Source organism: Euryhalocaulis caribicus, from assembly GCF_000412185.1.
Lineage (GTDB): Bacteria > Pseudomonadota > Alphaproteobacteria > Caulobacterales > Maricaulaceae > Euryhalocaulis > Euryhalocaulis caribicus.
The window spans coordinates 43,146-61,859 of sequence record NZ_ASJA01000007.1 but is presented as its reverse complement, the minus strand read 5'-3'; the positions used below and the strand labels follow the sequence as shown (position 1 = coordinate 61,859).

Genomic DNA, 18,714 nt, shown 5'->3' with positions numbered 1-18,714 from the left:
GGCTTTCTTGTCTTCCTTGGTCTCGGGATCAGGCGTCTGCTGGCTGTCCGTGCGCGCCTTTTCCTGGGAATCGCGCGTCGTCTCCTTCGGATGCCCTTTCTTTTCGGGCGAAGGCTCCGGCGATGATTGCGGGGCGTTTGGAATGGATTTCAGCTTCTTGCCGCGCGATCCGTCGAACAGGGACTCATCTTTCAGCGTTTCCGGCCCGCCTTCCGGCGCGCTGGTCTGGCGACCGTTTTGCGGCCCGGCCTTTACAGCCCCGCCCGCGCCAAGCTTGTCCAGAAGGGCTTCCAGCGTCTCCGCCGTCAGGTCCTCGAAATAATGATGCCCGTCCTTGTTGGAAATCTGCGCCATCGGGGCGTTGCAACACGCGCCGAGGCACTCGACTTCCGACCAGGTAAACCGGCCGTCTTCCGAGGTCGCGCCCTTCTTGCCGATCCGTGACTCGCAAACTGCTTTCAGGTCATTCGCGCCGCGCAGCATGCAGGGCGTGGTGCCGCAAATCTGGATATGATGCTCGCCAACCGGGGCCAGGTTGAACATCGTGTAGAAGGTCGCGACCTCCATCACCCGGATTTTCGGCATGTCCAGACGCTCGGCGATGGACTCCATCGCGGCCAGCGTCACCCAGCCCTCCTGCTCCTGGGCCAGCCAAAGCAGCGGAATGACGGCGGATTGCTTCCGCGCCTCCGGAAACTTGTTCAGCCAGAACTCGACATCCTTCGTCGAAGTATCAGAAAAAACAAAGCTTTCCGGCTGTTCTTGAGCAAGGCGGCGAGTGCTCATCGGTCAATCTCTCCGAACACGATATCCAGCGAACCCAGGATGGCCGAGACGTCAGCCAGCATGTGTCCGCGGTTCATCCAGTCCATGGCCTGCAGGTGCGGAAAGCCGGGCGCGCGGATCTTCACGCGGTGCGGCTTGTTATCGCCGTCCGCGACCAGATAGACGCCAAACTCGCCCTTGGGCGCTTCGACGGCGCAATAGGCCTCGCCTTCCGGCACGTGGAAGCCTTCGGTGTAAAGCTTGAAGTGATGGATCAGGGCTTCCATCGAAGCCTTCATTTCACCCCGGCGCGGCGGCGACACCTTGCCCGATGTTTCCAGAACCGGTCCGTCAGGCATCTTCTCGATGGCCTGTTTCATGATCTTCACGGATTCGCGCATCTCTTCCATGCGGCAGAGATAGCGGTCGTAGCAATCGCCGTTCTTCCCGATGGGAATCTTGAAATCGAAATCGTTATAGACGCCGTAAGGCTGCGAACGGCGCAGATCCCAGCGCAGGCCGGAGCCCCGCACCATGACGCCGGAAAAGCCCCACTTGATCGCCTCTTCCTGCGTCACGACGCCGATATCGACGTTGCGCTGCTTGAAAATGCGGTTTTCAGTCAGAAGCGTCTCGATCTCGTCGAGAACCTTCGGGAACTGCTCGCACCACGCATAGATGTCATCCAGCAGCGATTGCGTCAGATCCTGATGCACGCCGCCCGGACGGTAATAATGGGCGTGCATGCGGGAGCCGGACGCGCGCTCATAGAACACCATCAGCTTCTCGCGCTCTTCAAAGCCCCACAGCGGCGGGGTGAGCGCGCCAACGTCCATGGCCTGCGTGGTGACGTTCAGAAGATGTGAAAGCTGACGCCCGATTTCGTCATAGAGCGCGCGGATATAGAGCGCGCGCGGGGGCACCTCGACGCCGGCCAGCTTTTCAATGGTCAGACAGAAGGCGTGCTCCTGATTCATCGGCGCGACATAGTCCAGGCGGTCGAAATAGCCGAGCCCCTGGAGATAGGTCTTGTGCTCCAGCAGCTTTTCGGTGCCGCGGTGCAGCAGGCCGATATGCGGATCGACGCGCTCGACGACCTCGCCGTCCAGCTCCAGCACCAGGCGCAGCACGCCGTGCGCGGCCGGATGCTGCGGACCGAAGTTCAGATTATAATTCTGGATCTTGGTTTCGGCGGCCATCAGGCTTGCTCCGGCTCGTCGGCGGGCTTGGCCTTCTCATCGCCCGGCAGCAGGGCGCGCATGCCCTCCCACGGGGATTCAAAGTCAAAGTCGCGATATTCCTGCTTCAGCTGCACCGGCTCGTAAACGACGCGCTTTTGCTCTTCGTCGTAGCGCACTTCGACATAGCCGGTCAGCGGGAAGTCCTTGCGGAGCGGATACCCGTTGAAGCCGTAATCGGTGAGGATGCGGCGCATGTCCGGGTGACCCTCGAAGACCACGCCGTACATGTCGAAGGCTTCGCGCTCGTACCAGTCGGCCACCGGGAAGATTCCGGTGATGGAGGGGACGAATGTCTCCTCATCGGTGCTCAGTTTCACGCGAATGCGGTGATTATTGTGCATCGAAAGGAAGTGATAAACGATCTCGAACCGCTCGCCGCGCTCGGGATAATCAGCCGCGCACAGATCGATCATCAGGTCGAACCGGCACTCGGCGTCATCGCGCAGATAGCTGAGCACCTCGATGATGGCGTGCCGCTCCACGCGCAGAGTCAGCTCGCCATACCGGACAGCGGCGTCCAGCACCTTGTCGTCGAGCGCCTCACGGATGTGCGCGCCCAGTTCTTTCAACGCTTCGCTCATAAAAAGCGCCCTAACGCTCGATATTGCCTTCGCGGCGGATCTTCTTCTGAAGCTGCATGATGCCATAGACCAGCGCTTCGGCGGTCGGCGGGCAGCCCGGAACATAAATGTCCACCGGAACGATCCGGTCGCAGCCGCGCGTCACCGCATAGGAGTAATGATAGTAGCCGCCGCCATTGGCGCAGGAGCCCATGGAAATGACATAGCGCGGCTCCGGCATCTGGTCGTAAACGCGGCGCAGCGCCGGGGCCATCTTGTTGGTCAATGTGCCGGCGACGATCATCACGTCCGACTGACGCGGGGAAGCGCGCGGCGCGAAGCCGAAACGCTCCACGTCATAGCGCGGCATGGAGGCCTGCATCATCTCGACCGCACAGCACGCCAGTCCGAACGTCATCCACATCAGCGAGCCGGTGCGCGCCCAGGTGATCAGGTCGTCGGCGCGGGCCACGATATAGCCCTTGTCGGCCAGCTGGTCGGAGACGCCGTCGAAAAACGGGTCATGTTTCTTCGGATCGTATTGCGGGGTCTGGGCGCGGGCCGCGGACCGGGCCGGAACAATCGTGTCGCTCATCGCTCTACTCCCACTCCAGCGCGCCTTTGCGCCACTCGTATATGAAACCGACAGTCAGGATGCCGAGGAAAACCAGCATGGAGAAAAAGGCAAAGGCGCGCGTTGCGTCGGGCATCTCGATCAGGGTCGCGGCCCAGGGAAACAGGAAGGCGACCTCAAGGTCGAAAATGATGAAGAGAATCGCCACCAGATAGAATCGGACATCGAACTTGATGCGCGCATCCTCGAACGCATTGAAGCCGCACTCATAGGCGGCCGTCTTGTCGGGGTCCGGGTCGGACGGGGCGATCAGAGCGGGCAGAACCAGAAAAGCGATTCCCATTGCGCTCGCGATCCCGAAGAAGATCAGGATGGGCAGATATTCGAGAAGGAATTCAGTCATTGGCGGTCCCAGCCCAGTGGCGGCGCACGGCGCCTCGCCATGCGGGGCGGAAGCTAGAAGCCTGCGAAAATAAATTCAATGCGACGGGCGCCGAAATCACGGTTATTTCCAATGAGTTGAGAACCATTCTCAAGAAATTGAATCACGGATCGAAGGCGCCGGCGCGCCGCGCGAGGAAAACATGCGCGATCGGGCGGATATCCGCCGGGCAAAGCCATATGCAATTTTGAGAGTTTTACGCGTGAGCCATTTTCCGTTGAAGAAGGAAAATGGCGCGAGTGACGGGACTCGAACCCGCGACCTCCGGCGTGACAGGCCGGCACTCTAACCAACTGAGCTACACCCGCGTATGGGCCCCGCCGCAAGGGCGAGAGTGGCGCTGTGTAAGACCCGGGCCGCGAAGCGTCAAGCGTTCAAAGCGGTCTTTCGCAGCGCCGGAATGAGAAGCGCCGGATCTCCTACTCTCCGAAGCTGCCGGCCGCGCCGGGAAACACCACTGGCGTTTCATATCCGTCTTCCGACACAGCGGAAACGCCGAAGAAATAATTGTCGATCACCACGTTTTCCAGAGTGAAGGAATCGACATCGCCGACATAGCGCGACCATTGCCATTGCGGCTCCGCGGTCAGCCGCCAGTGCACCTTGTATCCGGCCAGGTTCGCCGCCTGCCGTCCCTCCGGCCGGGTCCAGCTGATCGTGGTTGAGGGCTGGACCGCGCCTTCCAGCTCGACCCCGGACGGGATGGGCGGCGCGCCGGCCATGCCGGCAAGCGTGACCACGTTCAGGGATGTCAGCTTGCGCGCATAATCGAAGTCCACGCCCTCCAGAACATCGCCATATTCAATGCCGTCTTCCGTCCGAAGGTCCTGATGCTGGCGATTATAGTTCTCGTGCGTTTCCATGATTCGCACGCCGGGAATGCCGACCGCGTTGAACGGGCGGTGATGGCCGCCGCGCCCGAACCGGTCGAGGCGGTAGATCATCATGATATCCAGGTTGGGAATATAATCGTCCGCCATGCGGTCGATATAACGGGCCAGGTTTCGTGACGGCGAATCGACTTCTCCGCCCGTGAATCGCCGGGTCCGCGCCTCTTCTTCGGTTTCCACCGCGCGCGTGCCTTCCGAGAAGACGCGCGCCGTCGAATTATCGATGACGCCATCCACGCCCTCGATATTGCCGATCATGTCGTTGTTCAGAACAGCCTTCACGCGCCAGTTATTATCCAGCGCGTGCTGGGCGACGATCTTGCCGCCGAACAGACCCTGCTCTTCGCCCGACAACGCCAGATAGCCGATCGTGCCGGCAAACTCGTGCTTTGACAGCACGCGCGCCGCCTCGATCACGCCCGCCACGCCGCTGGCATTGTCATTGGCGCCCGGGGAATCGTCGGTGGCGTTCATGGGATCGCTGACGCGCGAATCGATGTCGCCCGCCATGAAGACCATGCGGTCCGGGTCCAGCGTCCCGCGCTGCAAGGCCACGACGCTGACCACCTCGGTGCGTTCGGGGATACGCTCCTCGCCCTCGACAAAGTCGCTGACATAGAAAACTTCCAGACACCCGCCGCACTCGGCGGAAATCCTGTCGAATTCCGCCTTGATCCAGCGCCGCGCCGCGCCGATGCCGCGTGTGTCGGATTCGGTTTCAGACAAAGTATGCCGGGTTCCGAACCCCACCAGCGTCTCGATATCGCTCTCGATACGCTCGGCGGAGACATCGCCCGCCAGTTCATGCAGCAGCACGGGGTTCTGCTGCGCCGCCTGTTCCTGCGCCATAGCCGCGCCTGACGCGCCAAGCGTCAAGATCCCGAGAAGAGCCGGTATCCGCATGTCATATCCCCATGTCCGCTTGAAAGATGGTGGGCGGTGACGGGTTCGAACCGCCGACCTACTGGGTGTAAACCAGTTGCTCTCCCAGCTGAGCTAACCGCCCTTCCCTCTCCGTCTAGGCGCTCGCCTTCGCCGCATCAAGCTCCAGCGCCGTCGGGGCCAGCCTGTCGGCGCCGTAGCACCCCAGAACGCGCGCCGTGCCGGACGTATTGTTCAACACCTCCAGCGCCCGCTTTGACCCCTCTGACTCGCTGTGCCCCTCGAAATCGATGAAGAACATCTCGTTCCAGGGATTGCCCGGAATAGGCCGGGATTCGAGCTTGGTGAGGTTGATGCCCTCGTCTGCAAACGCGTTCAGAACCTTCACAAGCGCGCCCGGCGTATCGGCCGTTTCAAACACCACGGTGGTCTTGCAGGGCAGCGCCTCCGGCGGCAGGGCGGCGTCCAGCGCCACGGCCACGAAGCGCGTGTAATTTTCAGCGTGATCGGAAATGCCGCGTTCGATGACGTTCAGGCCGAACAGCTCCGCCGCGCTGGCGCCGGCGACGGCCGCCACGGTTTCGTCGCCTTCCATCGCCTTCTCCAGAGCGCGCGTGGAGCTGGAGGTGAAATGCGTCGTGATATCCGCCCGTTTCTTCAGGTAACGCTGGCATTGCCCCAGCGCTTGCGGATGCCCGTAGACCGTGCGCACCGAGCCCGGAGACGCCGCACGGCCGACCAGGCAATGCTCCACCTTCAGATGATGCTCTCCGACGATGGTCAGCCTGGATTCCAGAAGCAGGTCATAGACCTCGCTGATGCCGCCGGTCGTGGTGTTCTCGATGGGCAGGAAGCCGTAATCGGCACGGCCGTCCTCCACCATACGGATGATGGAGGGGAAGTCGCGGCATGGCGCGGGCAGGACGCCGTCATAGCGGTCCGTGAAATGGTTTTCCGCGGCGACATGGCTGTATGTGCCGGGTCCGCCCAGATAGGCGACTGTCGCCTCGCTGTGGGTGGTGCGCTTGGCCTTGGCGTCCAGCTTGCCGCGCTGGCTGCGCAGCGACTCTTCGATCAGCAGCTCGCCCAGCCGCTGGGCAAAGCTGTCACTCAGCCCGTGCGCCCGGCCATCGCGAATAAACCGCGCCAGCACTTCCCGCTCCCGCGTGGCGTCCCGCACGGGGTCCCCGCGCTCTTTCTTCAGTTGCGCCAGCTCCGTGCCCAGCTTTTTGCGCTGCCCGGCCAGATCCAGAATATCGCCGTCAATCCGGTCGATGGTCTCGCGCAGACTTCCCGGCTGCCCTGCCCCGTCACTCATGATCCCCGCCCTCCTCAAGGCAAAAAGAAAGGGCCCCTGGATTTCCAGAGGCCCTTTTCCATGGTCTTTCCGCGGCGCGCGGCTAGCCCAAGGCCTCCGATGGAGCCTTGATAAAATAGCCGTAATAGGTCGCGCCGAAATTCATGGCGCTACTATGTGCGCGCCAATCGCGCCCGGTCAATGGCGAAGAACGTTGCCATCCTCCGGATCATCGCTTCCCGCGGGCGGAACGGACGCCGCGCGATCATCCTCCTCGGTCCATTCGATCGGCGTCAGCGGTCCTGCCAGCGCGATCTTGAGAACCTCGTCGACGGACTCGACGGGGATGATCTCCAGACCTTCCTTCACATTGTCCGGAATCTCGACCAGGTCCTTCTCGTTATCCTGCGGGATCAGCACCGTTTTCACGCCGCCGCGCAGCGCGGCCAGAAGCTTCTCCTTCAGGCCGCCAATGCCCAGAACGCGGCCGCGCAGCGTGATCTCGCCGGTCATGGCGACATCCTTGCGCACCGGCACGCCGGAAAGCACGGAAACCATGGCCGTGATCATCGCCACGCCGGCGGACGGGCCGTCCTTCGGCGTTGCGCCTTCGGGCACGTGGACGTGAATGTCGGAATTGCGGAAGGTCGGTGGCTCGATGCCGAACGCGGTCGCCCGCGCCTGTACGTAGGAATTCGCCGCAGAGATGGATTCCTTCATCACGTCGCGCAGATTGCCTGTCACGGTCATCTTGCCGCGGCCGCGCATCTTCACCGCCTCGATGGTCAGCAGGTCGCCACCCGTCTCGGTCCAGGCCAGACCCGTCACGACGCCGCGCTGGTCGTCCTCGTCGGTGATGCCGAACTTGTGCTTGCGCACGCCCGCCAGATCCGCCAGCGATTCCGGCGTGACCTTGTAGGCCGTCTCTTCATCGGAAACGATCTTGCGCACGACCTTGCGGCAGACATTGGCGATTTCGCGCTCGAGATTCCGCACGCCCGCCTCGCGGGTGTAATAGCGGATGAGGTCGCGCAGCGCGTCCTCGGTAATCTCGATTTCCTCTTCCTTCAGCCCGTGATTTTCGAGCTGTTTGGGAATGAGGTGTCGGCGCGCGATCTCGACCTTCTCGTCTTCCGTATAGCCAGCGATGCGGATGATCTCCATCCGGTCCATCAAGGGCTGGGGCATGTTCAGGCTGTTCGCCGTCGTGATGAACATGACGTCCGAGAGATCGTAATCGATCTCCAGATAGTGGTCGTTGAAATGCTCGTTCTGCTCGGGATCCAGCACTTCGAGAAGCGCCGCAGACGGGTCGCCGCGGAAATCGGCGCCCATTTTGTCGATCTCGTCCAGCAGGAACATCGGGTTCACGTGTTCCGCCTTTTTCATGGACTGGATCACCCGGCCCGGCATGGAGCCGATATAGGTCCGGCGGTGGCCGCGGATTTCGGCCTCGTCACGCACGCCGCCCAGAGAAACGCGGACAAAGTCGCGGTTCGTGGCGCGGGCGATGGATTTGCCAAGAGACGTCTTGCCGACGCCCGGCGGACCGACCAGGCACAGGATCGGGCCTTTCAGCTTGTTGGTGCGGGACTGGACCGCGAGATATTCGAGAATCCGCTCCTTCACCTTCTCCAGCCCGTAGTGATCCTCGTCCAGGATCGCTTCAGCCTTTTCCAGATCGGTGGAAATGTCCTTTTTCTTGTCCCACGGGATCGACAGCAGCCAGTCCAGATAATTCCGGACCACGGTCGACTCGGCCGACATCGGGCTCATCTGACGCAGCTTTTTCAGCTCCGCCTCGGCCTTGGTGCGCGCTTCCTTGGACAGATTGGTTTTCTTGATGCGCTCGGCCAGCTCGGCGACTTCGTCATTGCCGTCATCGGCATCGCCCAGCTCGCGCTGGATCGCCTTCATCTGCTCGTTCAGATAATATTCGCGCTGGGTTTTCTCCATCTGGCGCTTCACGCGCGAGCGGATCTTGCGCTCCACCTGAAGGACGCTGATCTCGCCCTCCATCAGGGAGAAGACCTCTTCCAGCCGCTTGTGAAGATCGTCCAGCTCCAGCAGCTTCTGCTTGTCGGAAATCTTCACTGCCAGATGCGCGGCGATGGTGTCGGCCAGCTTGCCCGCATCCTCGATCTGCGTGACCGAGGCGACGACTTCCGGCGGCACCTTCTTGTTCAGCTTCACATATTGTTCGAACTGCTCGACCGTCGTGCGGACCAGCGCCTCGGTTTCGGACGGCTCGCCGGCCTCTTCCTCAAGCACTTCGGCCTCGGCTTCGTGATACTCGCCGGAGGCGTCAAACTTGGAAACACGGGCGCGCGTCTGGCCCTCGACCAGCACTTTCACGGTGCCGTCGGGCAGTTTCAGAAGCTGCATGACATTGGCGACGCAGCCGACCTCATACAGATCCTCATATTCCGGATCGTCTTCGGCCGGGTCTTTCTGGGTCAGAAGCAGGATGCGGCGATCCTGTTTCATCACTTCTTCCAGCGCGTTGACCGACTTATCGCGGCCGACGAACAGCGGCACGATCATATGCGGGAAAACCACAATATCGCGCAGGGGCAGAACGGGGAGTTTTTCGGTATCGCTCATAATTTCGTCTTTTATCACGCCTTGAGGCGCGCCGTTGGATCGAAGCCTGTAATGCAGCCTAATGGATTCGCGCGGCGAATAGGCGACAGCTTCATGATTGCCTGTTGATGGTTCAGATGGAGGCGCCGCGCCCCGCGTTCAAGCGCTGTGCTGCGGCAACCGCCGCACGTGACAGAATTTTCAGACTTTCCGCGCCGCGCCGACGCCGGTCAGGAATGGCGCCCAGTTTCGCTTGAACCGCGCAATCCCGTCCGTCACCCGGCCCGCCAGGGCGTTGCGGTCGCCCTCCGCGCGGCCCGCCTTGCGGTTGATGGCGCATATCCGCTCCACCGCGCGGCGGCTCCATTGCGCCTCCGGCCCGTCGGCCGTCGTCAGAAGCACCAGCATCATCGCCGGGACAAACACTCCGCCCCCGACGGCGGGCGCAGGAACGAAAGCGCCATTGGAGACAAATTCCGGGTTTTCGCCCAGCACGCTGATCAAAGTCAGGGCGGGTTTTACAGGCTCTTCCTTCGCCCCGGATTCCGGCCGGCTGAGATAACGGCGTATCCAGGCGCTCCGTATCAGGCGGCCGATCCGCCCTGCAATGTGGCGTTCATCGGCGTCGTGGTTCGAAAACCGGTCGCGGATTTCACCATAGGTCGCGACACCCTGTTCAAGGATAAAGGCGGCGATTTCATCCGCCCCCGCTTCTTTCGGGTTGCCGACCAATGCCGGCGCCGTTGCGGGGCCGAACAGCATGCCATCGTCCAGCGCCGGGGGCTCCGCGCCCGTCAAGGGCGCGCCCTTGCGGAAGACGTCTGCTCGATAGGTGTCGGCCCGCATGGTGGCGGCCAGCGCTTCCCGCAGGACCGGGTCGTGCCCCGCCGCGAACGACCGGCGCTGCGAAACCGGCATCAGGTCCAGATCCCACGGTCCGCAGAAGCCCAGCCCCTCCTCGTCGAACAGCTCGATAATCTCGGCGGGGTCGTGCAGGTGCCAGTCGGCGTGGAAATAGGTATGGGCCAGCAGCTTGATATCGCGCCGCGCCCAGTCCCCGACTATTTCCCGGGCTTTGGGATTGATTTCGAAAAACGGGTGGCCGGCCTGCGCCATGTTCTGGATGGTCTGGACGGCTGCGCCGCGCTTTTCGGCCAGATTGCCTTCAGCCCTTTCCGCCAGGCGCAACATCATCCGGCGCAAGGGCTCCATCTGGGTGCAGCCCGCCGCCATGTTGTAGGACACCTGGAACAGCCCGCCGGGCGCCAGGAAGCGCGCCGCCTGTTTCCGCAGCCGGGCATGTTCCTCCACATCGATACAGGAATAGACGCCGTTCGCCGTGATGAAATCGAGGGCCGGCAGATCATCCGGCCCCAGCTTTCCGATAAAATTCTCGATGAAACGGATATTGGTCAGGCCCGCCGCTTCGGCCCAGGCGCGCGCTTCGCGGATATGCTCCGGGTTCGGGTCGATGCCGATAAACTCGGCCTGCGGATTGGCTGCGGCCAGCGTGGTGATCGTCACGCCCCGCCCGCACCCGATATCGCAATAAGTAAAAGACCCGGACGGATCCGGCGCCTCTGCGCCGCCCGCCCGGGCCCGGAATGCAATGGTCGAAGGCGACTGCTCATCCTCGTAATTGAGGATGAAGGGCTGATCGCCGATGTAGCCGCGCAGGCGCTGGTTCACGTCAGGCCTGCGCGGTCATGTTACGAAGCGGCCGGCTGGGATTTCGCCGACGAGTCCTTGCGCTCGGAATAGATGTAGAGCGGCTGCGCCTTGCCTTCGACGACCTCTGCATTGACCACGACTTCCTCGACGCCTTCCATGGCCGGAAGCTCGAACATCGTGTCCAGCAGGATGTCTTCCATGATGGAGCGCAGGCCCCGCGCGCCGGTCTTGCGAGCGATGGCTTTCTTGGCGATCGCCTTCAGCGCGTCTTCGGCGAAGGTCAGGCTGACCGACTCCATCTCGAACAGGCGCTGATACTGTTTAACCAGCGCGTTTTTCGGCTCGCACAGGATCTGGACCAGAGCATCCTCGTCGAGGTCCTCCAGGGTCGCGATAACCGGCAGACGGCCGACAAATTCCGGGATCAGGCCGAACTTCAGAAGGTCTTCCGGCTCAACTTGCTGGAAAATCTCGCCGGTGCGCTTTTCGTCCACTTCCTGAACGTCCGCGCCAAAGCCCATGGCAGAACCGCGCCCGCGCTGGGAAATGATCTTTTCCAGACCGGCAAAGGCGCCGCCGACGATGAACAGGATATTGGTCGTATCCACCTGCAGGAATTCCTGCTGCGGATGTTTCCGGCCGCCCTGCGGCGGAACGGAGGCGACCGTGCCTTCCATGATTTTCAGAAGCGCCTGCTGGACGCCCTCGCCCGACACGTCGCGCGTGATGGACGGGTTGTCCGACTTGCGGGAAATCTTGTCGATTTCGTCGATGTAGACGATGCCGCGCTGCGCCCGCTCGACATTATAGTCGGCCGACTGCAGCAGCTTCAGGACGATGTTCTCGACATCCTCGCCCACATAACCGGCTTCGGTCAGGGTCGTGGCGTCGGCCATCGTGAAAGGAACATCCAGGATACGGGCCAGCGTCTGGGCCAGCAGCGTCTTGCCGCAACCCGTCGGCCCGACCAGCAGGATATTCGACTTCGAAAGCTCGACATCGCTGCCCTGCGAGGCGTGGTTCAGACGCTTGTAATGGTTGTGCACCGCCACGGACAGAACCCGTTTTGCGGCGCCCTGACCGATCACGTAATCGTCCAGAACATCACAGATTTCACGCGGCGTCGGAACGCCCTCGCGAGACTTCACCAGCGAGGATTTGTTCTCCTCCCGGATGATGTCCATGCACAGTTCGACACATTCATCGCAGATGAAAACGGTCGGTCCGGCGATCAGCTTGCGGACCTCGTGCTGGCTCTTCCCGCAGAACGAGCAATAGAGCGTGTTCTTCGAATCTCCGCCGCCGGCGCCGCCGTCTTTCGTCGACTTTGTCGTCATGATTGCTCCTGCTCGCCCAGTGTGTTCCTCAGGCTCCCGCGCCCGATTCTGTGCGGTCCCCGCCGCAATGATTCTGTCACGCTCTCACACAGAGCGTTGTGATTTCGTTTCCAAGTACTGTCATTCGACCATCTAGCGCAGGCCGGATCAAGCACATGAAACGGCGGTGCAAGCGCCGGGCCGTTTCGAAATCTAGCTGTCCTTCTCGGCCGCCTCGCGCGCCTCATAGACATGGTCGACGATGCCAAAATCATTGGCCTCCTCGGCCGTCATGAAGAAATCGCGGTCCAGCGTGCGCTCGATCGTCTCGTAATCCTGGCCGGTATGTTCGACATAGATCTCGTTCAGACGGCGTTTGATTTTGACGATATCTTCCGCGTGGCGCTCGATATCGGACGCCTGCCCCCGGAAACCGCCGGACGGCTGGTGCACCATGATACGGGCGTTGGGCAACGCGATGCGCATCCCCGGATGACCGCCCGTCAGCAGCAGCGATCCCATGGACGCCGCCTGGCCGATGCAAACGGTTGAGACCGGCGACTTGATGTATTTCATCGTGTCGTAGATCGCGAGACCGGACGTCACCACCCCGCCGGGCGAGTTGATGTACATCGCGATTTCTTTTTTGGGATTTTCCGACTCAAGAAACAGCAACTGCGCCGTGATCAGGCTGGACATTCCGTCCTCGACCGGGCCGGTCAGGAAGATGATCCGCTCCTTCAGGAGCCGCGAGAATATGTCATAGGCGCGCTCGCCCCGGCTGGTCTGTTCGACCACCATCGGCACGAGATTCATCATTACCTCTTGCGGGTCCTGCATGGAAAGCTCCCTCATCGCTGGGCGGCGCGCGAAATCGCGCCGAGTCGGCTGGACCAACTATATTGAAGCGTGAGGCGCTGCCCGCAAGGCGGGGATATCAGTCGCTGTCAGCTTTTTTGGCAGTCTTCTTGGCCGCCGGCTTCTTCGCCGGAGCCTTCTTGGCGGCCGCCGCTTTCTTGGCCGGAGCTTTTTTGGCCGCCGGTTTCTTGGCGGGTTTGGCCTCGGCTTCGTCAGACTTTGAAGACTCGGACTTCTTCGCGGCGGCCTTCTTGGCCGGCGCCTTTTTCTTGGCGGCCGGCTTCTTCTTGGCCGGCGCGGCGCCCGGGGCCTCGTCGTCTGTGAACAGCTCTTCGCGGCTCACTTTTTCGTCTTTGATGTCGGCCAGCTCCAGGATGTAGTCGACGACTTTTTCCTCATAGAGCGGCGCGCGGATCTGGGCCAGCGCCTGCGGGTTCTGCTGATAGAACTCGATGATCTGGCGTTCCTGACCCGGATATTGCGAGGCCTGCTGGTTCACGGCGCGCGAAACGTCTTCGTCCTTGATCTCGACTTTGCCTTCGCGGCCGATCTCGGCCAGCACCAGCCCAAGGCGCACGCGGCGCTCGGCGATGCCGCGATATTCTTCCTTCAGCTCGTCCTCGGACTTTTCGGCGTCTTCCTCGTCGAGATTACCGGCGTCCATGTCGGATTTGACCTGGTTCCAGATCTGCTCGAACTCGGCGTCGACCATGCGCTTGGGCAGCTCGAAGTCGTGGCGCTCGTCCAGCGCGTCCAGCAGGCGGCGCTTCACACGGGCGCGGGACTGGCTGTCCAACTCGCGCTGGAGATTGGATTTCACCGCTTCTTTCAGGGCGTCCAGCGACTCAAGGCCGAACGCCTTGGCCAGCTCGTCATCAACCTCGGCCGGTTTCGGCGCGGCGACTTCCTTCACCTGAACGGTGAATTCGGCCGTTTTGCCGGCCAGGTCTTCGCGCTGGTACGGGTCCGGGAAATTGGCCTCGACCACTTTCTCCTCGCCGGCTTTCGCGCCGACCAGACCGTCCTCGAAACCCGGAATGAACTGGCCGGAGCCCAAGACCAGCTTGGCGTCTTCCGCCTTGCCGCCCTCGAATTCCTCGCCGTCCACGCGGCCCACGAAATCCATGGTCACCTGGTCGCCCTCGGCGGCCGCCTTCTTGCCCTTGTCCTCAAAGCTCTGATTGTTCTTGGCAAGTTCTTCCAGGGCGTCCTGAAGCTCCTTGTCGCCGGCCTCGGTGACCGGACGAACCAGTTTCAGGTCGGCCGGATTGGCGGCGTCGAAGGTCGGCATGACGTCCAGATGGATGTGATAGGCAAGGTCCGCGTCGCCCGCGATCACCTTGTCCGTGTCACTTTCCATATGGATGTGCGGCTCGGAAGCCGGCGTGACTTCATTGTCCTGCAGCGCCTTCTGGCTGGTCTCGTTGACCGTTTCCTGAACGACATCGCCCATCAGGGAGGAGCCGAAAACCTTGCGGATATGGCTCGCCGGAACCTTGCCCGGACGGAAACCTTTCAGACGCACTTGCGGCTGGATTTCCTTGATCTTCTGACCCAGGCGGTCGGCCAGTTCGGTGGCGGGAATCACCACTTCATAGGTGCGGGAGAGGCCTTCGGACGATTTTTCAGTGACTTGCATGGACATGTCTTTGGGTAAAAAGGGTTAAGCGCGCACAGCGCGCGCCGCTCAGAGCTTGGAAAGCGCGCCTTATGTCAAATCGCCGGTTCGGGCGCAACGGCGCAAAGCGGTGGTGCGGATGAGAGGACTCGAACCTCCACGGGTTGCCCCACTGGAACCTAAATCCAGCGCGTCTACCAGTTCCGCCACATCCGCAGTCCGGTGGAAGGCGCGCAGTCTCCCCACCAAGCGGTGAAAATCAAGCGGGATATCAGCCTGAAACAGCGGGTTTTACCCGCGCGCCTTTGGCCGTCATCGGGGCGTAGAGCAGCGTCCAGGCCGCTGTTGCGAGGCCGGACACGACATTAGCCAGCGCAATTCCGGCTATCGCGCCGGGGATTCCGGCCAGTGTTCCGCCGATCCACACGCCCGGCGCGTAGAAAATGAGCGATCGGGAGAAGGTCATGACCATGCCCTGAAGCGGTCTTCCCAGCGCATTGAAGCCCGCGCTGGCGGCGATCACGACGCCGTAACCGGCCACTGTGACCGGCGCGATCCACAAATAGAGCTGCGCAACGTCGAGGGTTCGGGCCGAGTCCGTGAACAGGTTCGTGATGGGAACGGCGAAAACCGCCAGCAAAATCGCGGTGAACAGGCTCCAGAACAGCGCAAAGGCGAAGGAAATCTGGAAGGCGCGGCGGCTTCTTTCCGGATGCCCGGCTCCGCCATTCTGCCCCGTAACCGGCCCGATGGAGGCGGAAAGCGCCAGAAGCGGGATCGCCGCAAAGACCTCAATGCGCGAGGCCACGCCGAAACCGGCCACCGCTTCGGCCCCGAAACGGGCGAACCCGGCCGTGGCAAGCGTGATTCCGAACGGGTTGATGGCGTTGGACAGCGCCGCGGGGATGCCGATACGGGCGATTTCCGACCAGGAATCGATGAGTTTTGCGACCGGCACAGGGCGAAAAGCGACAATTTTCTCATGAAAAATGAGCAGCCACAGCGCCGCGGCGACCCCGACAAGGTTCGCCAGTATGCTCACGATGGCCGCGCCCTGCACCCCGAACGCCGGCACAGGTCCCCATCCGAAAATGAAAATCGGATCCAGAATGACGTTCACGACTGCGATCAGCACCATGAAAGCGGCCGGCGCGCGGGCGTCGCCCAGTGACCGCAGCACCCCGTTTGCGACGATTGGCATGGCGATAAAGATCACGCCCGCGAACCAAGTGTGCATGTAATCGACGATATACGGGATCAGATTGTCTTCCGCGCCTAGCGCGCGGAATAGCGGTTCAGTCAGAAACCAGCCCGCCAGCGACACGATTCCGATCACCACAGTGGTCAGAATCAGCGCGTCCGTGACCAGTCTTTGGACCCGGTCTTCATCTTTACGCCCCGCCGCGCGCGCCACGCAGGACGAAGCGCCCGCGCCGAGGCCAATGGCGATGGAAGTGACGGTGATAACCACCGGAAAACAGAAGGAAATCGCGGCCAGTTGCAGCGCGCCCAGCTGTCCCACGAAATAGGTATCGACCACCGAAACCGACATTACCGCGGTAACGCCGACGATCATGGGAAGCAGGATTCGCCGCAAATGACCGGCGACCGGGCCCTCTGTCAGGTCGCGCGAAGCGCGGGATTTCGGCTTCGCGGCATCCGTCATGCGCTGGTTTTCGACAGGTCGAACGCCGCCATCGCCGCCAGTGACGTGATTTCAGACACCGGCGCGGAGAGCCGGCATATCTGCACGGGCAGCTCCAGCCCGGTCAGAACCGGCCCGAAAACGGTCGCTCCGCCCGCCGATTTCAACAGGCGCGTGGCGATAGAGGCGGAATGCACGGCCGGCATGACCAGAACATTGGCCTCTTCGGTCAGGCGGGAGAACGGATAGATGTCGCGATGGGCGGGATCCAGCGCGATATCGGGCGCCATGTCGCCCTCATATTCAAAATCGGTGGCGCGTTCATCGAGGATTTCGACCGCGCGGGCGATCTTTTCCGACCGCTCGCCGCCCGGATTCCCGAATGTCGAATAGGACAGAAGCGCTGCGTGCGGGACCAGACCCAGCCGCCGCGCCGCCTTGGCGGCGCCGATTGTGATGTCGGCCAGTTCCTCAGCCGTCGGGAATTCGGTGATCAGCGTATCAGCGACAACCAGCGTATGGCCTTTGGAGACCGCCACCGAGAGGCCAAGAATCTGTTCGCCCGGCGCCGGGTCCAGCACCAAGGACACGTCATTCAGGGCGACATTGGTGTGGCGCGTATAGCCCGTGACCATGCCGTCCGCCTCGCCCGTCTTGACCATCAGGGCGGAAAACACGTTGCGGTCCGTATTGACCAGACGCTGAACGTCGCGGCGGAGATAGCCTTTGCGCTTAAGCCGCTCATAGAGCAGGTCCGTGAACTCAGGGTTCCGGTCCGAAAGCCGGGCATTCCAGATCTCAAGTTCGTCATCGGGAAGGCCCAGGTTACGCATATTGTCCCGGGCCGGACCTTCACGCGCCACCAGGATCGCCTTGCCCATGCCCTGGGTCTGGAAAGCGTGGGCCGCGCGGATGACGGATGGCTCCTCCCCTTCGGCGAAAACGATGGTCTTGGGATTGGCGCGAACCGAGGCGGTGATCCGCTGCTGCAGCGAGGCGGTCGGGTCCAGCCTGCGCGCCAGCGTGTGCGAATAGGTTTCCGTTTTCTCCATCGGTTTCCGGGCCACGCCGGATTCTTCCGCCGCTCTGGCGACATAGGGCGGCACGAAGGAGATCAGGCGCGGATCGAAGGGCGTGGGGATCAGATAGTCCCGGCCATATTGCGGGCGCGCGCCGCTATAGGCCTCGGCCACTTCATCGGGAACGTCCTGCCGCGCCAGGTCGGCCAGAGCGTGTGCCGCGGCCAGCTTCATTTCCTCATTAATGGTGGTGGCGCGAACGTCCAGCGCCCCCCGGAAAATATAAGGAAAGCCCAGTACATTATTGACCTGATTGGGATAATCCGAACGCCCAGTCGCCATGATCGCATCATCGCGCACCTCCGCCACCTGTTCAGGAGTGATCTCCGGCTCAGGATTCGCCATGGCGAAAATGATCGGGTCCTTCGCCATGGACGCGACCATTTCCTTGGAAATGACGCCGGCGGCGGACAGACCGATCAGGCAGTCCGCGCCATCCACTGCTTCCGCCAGCGTGCGTTTGTCCGTGTTGCAGGCATGTTTCGCCAGACGCTCGTGCAGGTCGTTGCGGCGCTTGTGGACCACGCCGTCCTTGTCGACGACAATGACATTGTCGTCCGACACGCCGACGCTCTTGATCAGCTCCAGAACCGACAATCCCGCGGCGCCGGCCCCCACCAGGCAGACTTTCAGGTCGCTGAGCTTGCGGCCGGAAATATCGCAGGCGTTCAGAAGCGCCGCCGTCGCGATGATCGCCGTGCCGTGCTGGTCGTCATGGAAGACCGGAATATCCAGCTTTTCACGAAGCTGGCGCTCGATCTCGAAACACTCGGGAGAGCGGATATCCTCAAGATTGATGCCGCCGAACGTGTCGCCGAACCCAGCCACGCATTCCACGAAGCGGTCCACGTCTTTGTAGGTGATCTCGAGATCAATGGAATCGATGTCGGCGAAGCGCTTGAACAGCACCGACTTGCCCTCCATCACCGGCTTGGACGCGGCGGGACCCAGATCGCCAAGGCCCAGAATGGCGGTGCCGTTGGACACCACGGCCACCATGTTGCCCTTCGACGTGTAGTCATAGACCCGGTCCGGGTCTTCCGCGATGGCTTTGACCGGCGCGGCGACGCCGGGCGAATAGGCCAGGCTGAGATCGCGCTGGGTAGCCATCGGCTTGGTCGCCGAAACGCCAAGCTTTCCCGGGGTGGGCTTATTGTGGAAGACGAGTGCTTCCTCGTCGGAAACGCTGGGGCGTTTGGACTTGCCGTCGGTCATAGGCGGCGAACTATCCCTTGGTCTGGAATCGCTTGTTTGTACGAGTCCGTTGTAGAGAGCCGGGCGCGCGGAGAGAAG

The 18,714-nt window shown here is 62.0% G+C and carries 13 protein-coding genes, 3 tRNA genes and 1 pseudogene; all 17 read right to left on the bottom strand.

Annotated elements, in window-relative coordinates; translation table 11 throughout:
• Window positions 1-105: 105 nt before the first annotated feature.
• A pseudogene (gene nuoE / locus L338_RS07450) lies at window positions 106-786 on the bottom strand (NADH-quinone oxidoreductase subunit NuoE); the annotation flags it as partial.
• Window positions 783-1,964: an NADH-quinone oxidoreductase subunit D gene (locus L338_RS07445; RefSeq protein WP_022697741.1), complete on the bottom strand. Its 1,182-nt coding sequence runs from the start codon at window positions 1,962-1,964 to the stop codon at window positions 783-785. The gene L338_RS07445 and the pseudogene nuoE, both read right to left, overlap by 4 nt.
• Complete coding sequence (locus L338_RS07440; RefSeq protein WP_022697740.1) at window positions 1,964-2,587, bottom strand: NADH-quinone oxidoreductase subunit C; 624 nt, start codon at window positions 2,585-2,587, stop codon at window positions 1,964-1,966. Before L338_RS07440 ends, L338_RS07445 begins: the two co-directional genes overlap by 1 nt.
• Before the next feature lie 10 nt (window positions 2,588-2,597).
• The gene (locus L338_RS07435; RefSeq protein WP_022697739.1) at window positions 2,598-3,161 is read right to left on the bottom strand and encodes a NuoB/complex I 20 kDa subunit family protein; all 564 of its coding nucleotides are present in this window, start codon (window positions 3,159-3,161) and stop codon (window positions 2,598-2,600) included.
• Window positions 3,162-3,165: 4 nt separating this feature from the next.
• Window positions 3,166-3,543 carry an NADH-quinone oxidoreductase subunit A gene (locus L338_RS07430; protein ID WP_022697738.1) on the bottom strand — a complete coding sequence of 126 codons (378 nt, stop codon included), beginning with the start codon at window positions 3,541-3,543 and terminating at the stop codon, window positions 3,166-3,168.
• Window positions 3,544-3,813: 270 nt separating this feature from the next.
• Window positions 3,814-3,890 (bottom strand) — tRNA-Asp (locus L338_RS07425).
• Between the two features lie 111 nt (window positions 3,891-4,001).
• Complete coding sequence (locus L338_RS07420) at window positions 4,002-5,321, bottom strand: M28 family metallopeptidase (protein ID WP_241762243.1); 1,320 nt, start codon at window positions 5,319-5,321, stop codon at window positions 4,002-4,004.
• 81 nt (window positions 5,322-5,402) lie between these two features.
• Window positions 5,403-5,478 (bottom strand) — tRNA-Val (locus L338_RS07415).
• Window positions 5,479-5,490: 12 nt separating this feature from the next.
• Window positions 5,491-6,672 carry a prephenate dehydratase gene (gene pheA, locus L338_RS07410; RefSeq protein WP_022697736.1) on the bottom strand — a complete coding sequence of 394 codons (1,182 nt, stop codon included), beginning with the start codon at window positions 6,670-6,672 and terminating at the stop codon, window positions 5,491-5,493.
• A 177-nt stretch (window positions 6,673-6,849) separates the two neighbouring features.
• Window positions 6,850-9,255 carry an endopeptidase La gene (gene lon / locus L338_RS07405; protein ID WP_027068369.1) on the bottom strand — a complete coding sequence of 802 codons (2,406 nt, stop codon included), beginning with the start codon at window positions 9,253-9,255 and terminating at the stop codon, window positions 6,850-6,852.
• A 180-nt stretch (window positions 9,256-9,435) separates the two neighbouring features.
• Window positions 9,436-10,923, bottom strand: coding sequence for a methyltransferase domain-containing protein (locus L338_RS16470; protein ID WP_022697734.1), 1,488 nt, complete (start codon window positions 10,921-10,923; stop codon window positions 9,436-9,438).
• Between the two features lie 20 nt (window positions 10,924-10,943).
• Window positions 10,944-12,242, bottom strand: a complete 1,299-nt coding sequence (gene clpX, locus L338_RS07395) for an ATP-dependent Clp protease ATP-binding subunit ClpX (protein ID WP_022697733.1) — start codon at window positions 12,240-12,242, stop codon at window positions 10,944-10,946.
• A gap of 192 nt (window positions 12,243-12,434) precedes the next feature.
• Window positions 12,435-13,061: an ATP-dependent Clp protease proteolytic subunit gene (locus L338_RS07390; RefSeq protein WP_022697732.1), complete on the bottom strand. Its 627-nt coding sequence runs from the start codon at window positions 13,059-13,061 to the stop codon at window positions 12,435-12,437.
• Between the two features lie 97 nt (window positions 13,062-13,158).
• Complete coding sequence (tig, locus tag L338_RS07385; RefSeq protein ID WP_027068368.1) at window positions 13,159-14,718, bottom strand: trigger factor; 1,560 nt, start codon at window positions 14,716-14,718, stop codon at window positions 13,159-13,161.
• Between the two features lie 110 nt (window positions 14,719-14,828).
• Window positions 14,829-14,913: transfer RNA gene (locus L338_RS07380), tRNA-Leu, on the bottom strand.
• A 55-nt stretch (window positions 14,914-14,968) separates the two neighbouring features.
• Window positions 14,969-16,363, bottom strand: coding sequence for an MATE family efflux transporter (locus tag L338_RS07375; RefSeq protein WP_022697731.1), 1,395 nt, complete (start codon window positions 16,361-16,363; stop codon window positions 14,969-14,971).
• On the bottom strand, window positions 16,360-18,636 hold the full coding sequence (locus L338_RS07370) for an NADP-dependent malic enzyme (RefSeq protein ID WP_022697730.1): 2,277 nt from the start codon (window positions 18,634-18,636) through the stop codon (window positions 16,360-16,362). The genes L338_RS07375 and L338_RS07370 overlap by 4 nt, the downstream gene beginning before the upstream one ends.
• Between the last annotated feature and the right edge of the window lie 78 nt (window positions 18,637-18,714).

What these genes read in the sequence shown, in the direction of transcription:
- lon (WP_027068369.1), bottom strand. Translation starts at nt 9,255, where the DNA reads ATGAGCGATACCGAAAAACTCCCCGTTCTGCCCCTGCGCGATATTGTG.
- L338_RS07420 (WP_241762243.1), bottom strand. Translation starts at nt 5,321, where the DNA reads ATGGCGCAGGAACAGGCGGCGCAGCAGAACCCCGTGCTGCTGCATGAA.
- L338_RS07390 (WP_022697732.1), bottom strand. Translation starts at nt 13,061, where the DNA reads ATGCAGGACCCGCAAGAGGTAATGATGAATCTCGTGCCGATGGTGGTC.
- tig (WP_027068368.1), bottom strand. Translation starts at nt 14,718, where the DNA reads ATGCAAGTCACTGAAAAATCGTCCGAAGGCCTCTCCCGCACCTATGAA.
- pheA (WP_022697736.1), bottom strand. Translation starts at nt 6,672, where the DNA reads ATGAGTGACGGGGCAGGGCAGCCGGGAAGTCTGCGCGAGACCATCGAC.
- L338_RS07440 (WP_022697740.1), bottom strand. Translation starts at nt 2,587, where the DNA reads ATGAGCGAAGCGTTGAAAGAACTGGGCGCGCACATCCGTGAGGCGCTC.
- L338_RS07445 (WP_022697741.1), bottom strand. Translation starts at nt 1,964, where the DNA reads ATGGCCGCCGAAACCAAGATCCAGAATTATAATCTGAACTTCGGTCCG.
- clpX (WP_022697733.1), bottom strand. Translation starts at nt 12,242, where the DNA reads ATGACGACAAAGTCGACGAAAGACGGCGGCGCCGGCGGCGGAGATTCG.
- L338_RS07430 (WP_022697738.1), bottom strand. Translation starts at nt 3,543, where the DNA reads ATGACTGAATTCCTTCTCGAATATCTGCCCATCCTGATCTTCTTCGGG.
- L338_RS07375 (WP_022697731.1), bottom strand. Translation starts at nt 16,363, where the DNA reads ATGACGGATGCCGCGAAGCCGAAATCCCGCGCTTCGCGCGACCTGACA.
- L338_RS07435 (WP_022697739.1), bottom strand. Translation starts at nt 3,161, where the DNA reads ATGAGCGACACGATTGTTCCGGCCCGGTCCGCGGCCCGCGCCCAGACC.
- L338_RS07370 (WP_022697730.1), bottom strand. Translation starts at nt 18,636, where the DNA reads ATGACCGACGGCAAGTCCAAACGCCCCAGCGTTTCCGACGAGGAAGCA.